Here is a 4,571-nt window from a genome sequence, read left to right as displayed (position 1 = left end):
CCCCGACCACCCCACCGCCGAACACGACGCCTCCCACGCCGACCCAGGCGCCCCCGATGAGCCCCACGGGCAGCGGCTGACGTCCTATCGAACACCCCTGACCTGCGGATGACCTTATGTGAGTGAAGTCCCGGGAACCGTGTGCACAAAGTGACCACTGTTCCCAGGGGGATTTATGCGCGCATTCCGGGCGTTCCTGCTGGTCGGCTGCCTGATCGCCACCTTGTGCCCGCCGGCCGAGGCCGATCCCCGCCGCCCATCCTCCGGCGAGGTGGACAGTGAGGTGGACAGGGCCCGGCATACCGTGCGGGAACGCTCGAAGAAGCTGGCGACCGTGAACGCGAAGCTGGCCCATGCACAGTCGCGGCTGGATCGGCTGGCGGACGAGGTGGAACGCCTGGTGGAGGCGTACAACGGCGAGGTGGTCCGCCTGCGGCACGCCGAGCAGGCGCACGAGCAGGCCAGGGCCCGCCTGACGGCGGCCGACGCCGAGGTGGAGCTGGCCAGGCGGGACGTCGCGCTGCTTGCCGCCGAGAGCTACGGCGGCGCGGTGGTGATGGATCCGGTCGTCGGCATGATCATGGACAGGGGCGGCGCCGACGGGTTGCTGCACCGGGCGGGGATCCTCGGGCAGCTGGGCGGCGAGCGGGCCGCGATCCTGCGCAGGATGCGCGACGCCCAGGAGGTCGCGGACATCCTGCGGATCCAGGCCGACAACGCCTACGCGGCCCAGAAGGCCGCCGCGGAGCGCGCCAGGCAGGCGAAGATCGACGCGCGGGCGGCCGTGGCCGCGCAGCGACGGGAGACGAAGGGCCTGCGAGCGCGTACGGAGACGCTCAGGCGCCGGGTGAACGCCGCCCGCAGCCGGGCCCAGTTGCTGGCCGCGCGGCGGGCGGTGTCCCTGGCCGGGCTGGTGGGCGGCTCCACCGTGGGCGACGTCGCCGCGAACTGGGCGCTCAGCCAGCTCGGCAAGCCGTACGTGTGGGCGGCCGACGGCCCGGCGACGTACGACTGCTCCGGGCTGACGATGCGCGCCTGGGAACGGGTGGGCGTCCGGCTGGACCACTGGACGGGCACCCAGTGGACCTCGGGGCCGCACGTGCCCCTGGACCAGCTACGCCGCGGTGACCTGGTGTTCTTCGGCCACATCAGCGCCGACCCAGGGACCATCCACCACGTCGGGATCTACGTCGGCCGCGGCCAGATGGTGCACGCGCCGCAGACCGGCGACGTGGTGCGGGTCGCTCCCATCTGGCGTGGGGACCTGGTGGGCGCCACCAGGCCCCAGTGATCGGATCAGTGCTGATGACGTCCCTCGGTCTGCGCCCGCCGGAAGGAGCGCTCGATCTCGGCCTCGGCCTCGATGCGCCCCACCCAGTTGGCGCCCTCGACGGACTTGCCGGGCTCCAGGTCCTTGTAGACCTCGAAGAAGTGCTGGATCTCCAGCCGGTCGAACTCCGACACGTGATGGATGTCCTGGATGTGGTGCATCCGCGGATCGGTGGAAGGCACGCAGAGGACCTTGTCGTCACCGCCCTTCTCATCGGTCATCCGGAACATCCCCACCGCCCGGCACGTGATGTAACAGCCGGGGAACGTCGGCTCCTGCAGCAACACCAGGGCGTCGAGCGGGTCGCCGTCCTCACCGAGGGTGTGCTCGATGAAGCCGTAGTCGGCGGGGTACTGGGTCGAGGTGAACAGGAGCCGGTCCAGCCTGATCTTCCCGGTCTCGTGGTCCACCTCGTACTTGTTCCGTTGTCCCTTGGGAATCTCAACGACAACGTCGAACTCCACCGCGGTCCTTTCTCATGCGTCGAGGCCGCCTCCCCTGACAGGGTTCGGCGTACTCTGTCGCGCTCAGATCCCCGGGAGCCCCGGCTGAGCGTTAATGTCTCGTAAACGAACACAGGAGAGAGGACAGGCGACGTGGCGCGGCACGACCGGTGGGTGATACTGACCACTCTCGTCGTGCTCCAGGCCGTGACGATCGTCATCGGCGTTTACGCGATGACCACCGGCTTCAGCCTGGGCGCGTTGACGAGGCAGCCCGCACCGGCCAAGCCGACGGCGTCACCCCCCGTCCCCGTGGTCACCTCGGGGCCTGTGCTGGCCCAGCTTTCGGCGAAGGCAGGAGACGGACCTCTCCCGACTAAGACTACTTTGACGCGGCAGCTCACCAGTGCCCTGGGTGACAAAGCGCTGGGTGGCAGGGTCGGCGCGGCCGTGATCGACGCGACCACCGGCGAGCAGATCTTCGCCGCCGAAGCGGACACCGCGGTCACGCCCGCCTCCACCACGAAGATCGCCGTCTGCGCCGCCGCCCTGGCCTCGCTCGGCCCAGACACCCGCCTGTCCACCAGAACGGTCCAGGGGGCGAAGCCCGGCACCGTGATCCTCGTGGGCGGCGGCGACCTGCTGCTCGCCGGCCCCTCCGCGAAGCCGTCCTTCCCCAAGCAGGCCGGCCTCGCCACGCTCGCGTCCCGCACCGCCGCCACGCTCAAGTCCCAGGGGATCAAGAAGGTCACCCTGTCGTACGACACGTCCCTCTTCGTCGGTTCGCCGATCGCCCCTGGCTGGAAGCCCAACTACATCGACCCCGAGGGCAACGTGGCGCCGATCTACGCCCTGGCCATGGACGAAGGCCGGCAGGACCCCAGGCACAACTACCCCCGCGTGGACAACCCGCCCCAGTACGCCGCAGACGCCTTCGCCAAGCTGCTGGCCAAGCAGGGCCTGTCCGTGGCCAAGTCCGTACGCGCGGCCAAGGCGCCCGCGGGGGCCGCCGAGCTGGGCCGGGTGGACTCCGCGCCGATCTACGCCCTGGTGGAGCACACGCTCACGGAAAGCGACAACGACTTCGCCGAGGCCCTGCTCAGGCACGTCGCCATCAAGGAGGGGCAGGAGGCGTCGTTCGCCGGGGGCGCGAAGGCGGTCGTCGCGGTGCTCCAGCGGCTCGGGATCACGCAGGGCGTCGCCCTGTCCGACGGCAGCGGCCTGTCCACCCGCAACCGCATCACCCCCAACGTCCTGGCCAGGATCATCGCCATGGCCGGCTCCCCGAACCACCCCGAACTCCACGCCATCGCCTCCGGCATGCCGATCGCCGGCTTCTCGGGCACACTGGGCAACGGCAAGCGCTTCACCTCTGGCGACAGCAAGGGCGAGGTGGGGCTCGTACGCGCCAAGACCGGCACGCTCAACAACGTCAACACGCTGGCGGGGCTGTCGACGACCAAGGACGGGCGGCTGGTGACGTTCGCCTTCATGGCGGATCGCGTACCGGTCAACGCCGAGCCCGTGCTCGACCGGCTCGCGGCCATCGTCGCGCGTTCCTGACCGCCATCCCGATCGCGTTCTGATCGCCATCCTGATCGTGGTTCTGATCGGTGGTCCCGACCGTCTTCGCTGATCGCCGGAGAGTCGCTGAAATCTTTTTAATCGCGATCCCGCGTCCGTACCCGGTGCTCCTTCGCGGGTTGACCGCGAAGCACGTACGGTGGACGGTATGCAGGTGATCGACTGGGATCTGGCCGTCTCGACCGGCGCGCGCCTGGTGCGCCCCGGTCCTCAGGTGAGCCGGGAGGAGGCCAGGCAGGCCGTCACCGAGCTCCGCACCCTGTCACGCGAGGCCGAGGGCCACGTGCGCGAGTTCACGAAGATCCACACGGAGACCGCGCCGCAACCCGCGACCATCGTCGACAGGCCCGGCTGGATCAAGGCCAACGTCGAGGGCTTCCGCGTAGTGCTGGAGCCGCTGACGCAGCGCATGAGCGGCGGCGCCAACCCGCCGCCCGCCATCGTCAGCGCGGTGGGCTCCCGCATCACGGGCGTCGAGGTCGGGGCGGTCCTGGCCTTCCTCGCATCCCGGGTGCTCGGCCAGTACGAGCTCTTCCTTCCGCCCGACCCCACGGGCCAGGAGCCGATCGGCCGCCTGACCCTCGTCGCCCCCAACATCGTCTACGCCGAGCGCGAGATGGGCGTCGACCCCCACGACTTCCGCCTGTGGGTCTGCCTCCACGAGGAGACCCACCGCGTCCAGTTCACGGGCGTGCCGTGGCTGCGCGAATACGTCCGCTCCCAGATGACCGAGTTCCTGCTCGCTTCGGACCTCGACCTGCCCACCCTCCTCGAACGCCTCCGCAACGCCGCCGACACGGTGGCCGACGTGGTGCGCGGCGGCGAGGGCAACCTCATCGACGCCATCCAGTCCCCGGGCCAGAAGGAGATCCTCGACCGGCTGACCGCCGTGATGACCCTCGTGGAGGGCCACGGCGACTACGTCATGGACGCGGTCGGCCCCTCCGTGGTGCCGTCCGTCGCGGAGATCCGCGCCAAGTTCGCCCAGCGCCGCGAGGGCGGCTCCCGCGTCGACCGCACGGTCCGGCGCCTGCTGGGCATCGAGATCAAGATGAAGCAGTACGCGGAGGGCTCGGCGTTCGTCCGCAAGGTGGTCGACCAGGTGGGCATCGACGGCTTCAACAAGGTGTGGACCTCGCCTGAGACGCTGCCCACGCCCCAGGAGATCACGGACCCGGACGCCTGGATCCACCGCGTCATCGGCACCCCGGCCC

4 protein-coding genes are annotated in these 4,571 nt (G+C 70.1%); 3 read left to right on the top strand and 1 reads right to left on the bottom strand.

Features of this window, described 5'->3' with window-relative positions; all coding sequences use genetic code 11:
- Positions 1-175 precede the first annotated feature (175 nt).
- Positions 176-1,291: a C40 family peptidase gene (locus ITP53_RS53935; protein WP_236052210.1), complete on the top strand. Its 1,116-nt coding sequence runs from the start codon at positions 176-178 to the stop codon at positions 1,289-1,291.
- A gap of 5 nt (positions 1,292-1,296) precedes the next feature.
- Here ITP53_RS53935 and ITP53_RS53930 read toward each other — a convergent pair whose 3' ends face one another.
- Positions 1,297-1,794, bottom strand: a complete 498-nt coding sequence (locus ITP53_RS53930) for an inorganic diphosphatase (RefSeq protein ID WP_195903236.1) — start codon at positions 1,792-1,794, stop codon at positions 1,297-1,299.
- Between the two features lie 132 nt (positions 1,795-1,926).
- On the opposite strand from ITP53_RS53930, the gene dacB reads away from it, so the two are divergent.
- Positions 1,927-3,336: a D-alanyl-D-alanine carboxypeptidase/D-alanyl-D-alanine endopeptidase gene (gene dacB / locus ITP53_RS53925; protein ID WP_195903235.1), complete on the top strand. Its 1,410-nt coding sequence runs from the start codon at positions 1,927-1,929 to the stop codon at positions 3,334-3,336.
- 169 nt (positions 3,337-3,505) lie between these two features.
- Positions 3,506-4,571: zinc-dependent metalloprotease (locus ITP53_RS53920; RefSeq protein WP_195903234.1), on the top strand; the 1,066-nt coding region annotated here is incomplete at its 3' end.

Source organism: Nonomuraea cypriaca (assembly GCF_015645445.1).
GTDB lineage: Bacteria > Actinomycetota > Actinomycetes > Streptosporangiales > Streptosporangiaceae > Nonomuraea > Nonomuraea cypriaca.
The sequence above is the reverse complement of the archived record's forward strand: the minus strand, read 5'-3'. Positions and strand labels throughout refer to the sequence as shown.